2 tRNA genes and 2 rRNA genes are annotated in these 724 nt (G+C 42.4%); all 4 read right to left on the reverse strand.

Annotated features, from left to right (window positions below):
* Window positions 1–82 (reverse strand): 23S ribosomal RNA (locus CD138_RS13840); the annotation flags it as partial.
* A gap of 299 nt (window positions 83–381) precedes the next feature.
* Window positions 382–457 (reverse strand) — tRNA-Ala (locus CD138_RS13845).
* Window positions 458–483: 26 nt separating this feature from the next.
* Window positions 484–560 (reverse strand) — tRNA-Ile (locus tag CD138_RS13850).
* Between the two features lie 92 nt (window positions 561–652).
* Window positions 653–724: ribosomal RNA gene (locus tag CD138_RS13855) — 16S ribosomal RNA — on the reverse strand; the annotation flags it as partial.

Genomic DNA, 724 nt, shown 5'->3' on the forward strand with positions numbered 1-724 from the left:
CCCAAAGCATATCGTCGTTAGTAACGTCCTTCATCGGCTTCTAGTGCCAAGGCATCCACCGTGCGCCCTTAATAACTTAATCTATATGATATTTTGACAATCGTTTGCATTCGGCTTCATCACTTCGTATTCACTCAGTTACTTACGCGCAGTAAGCGCCTTCGTTCATGCTTGTGATTCATAGACTGACAAACGTTTTCAAAACATCATGTCATCTACCGAAATCCACTTTTCCCAAAATCACCAGTTATTAATTATGTGAGTCGTCATTTGACGACTAGCGATAATTTTTTGTTTCAAGCTTTTAAACGCTTGTCACTCGGTTTTGCTTGGTAAAATCTATACTTACTTATCTAGTTTTCAATGTACAAATCATATAAATGGTGGAGACTAGCGGGATCGAACCGCTGACCTCCTGCGTGCAAAGCAGGCGCTCTCCCAGCTGAGCTAAGCCCCCAAAATAGGAATTTAAATTTTATTAAATGGTGGGCCTAAGTGGACTCGAACCACCGACCTCACGCTTATCAGGCGTGCGCTCTAACCAGCTGAGCTATAGGCCCCGAACATTTATAACAAACATTCAAAACTGAATACAATATGTCACGTTAATCCGCTTATCACCTAATGATGATATTCCGTATATTATCCTTAGAAAGGAGGTGATCCAGCCGCACCTTCCGATACGGCTACCTTGTTACGACTTCACCCCAATCATTTGTCCCAC

The sequence above is a fragment of the Staphylococcus intermedius NCTC 11048 genome (assembly GCF_002902385.1).
Lineage (GTDB): Bacteria > Bacillota > Bacilli > Staphylococcales > Staphylococcaceae > Staphylococcus > Staphylococcus intermedius.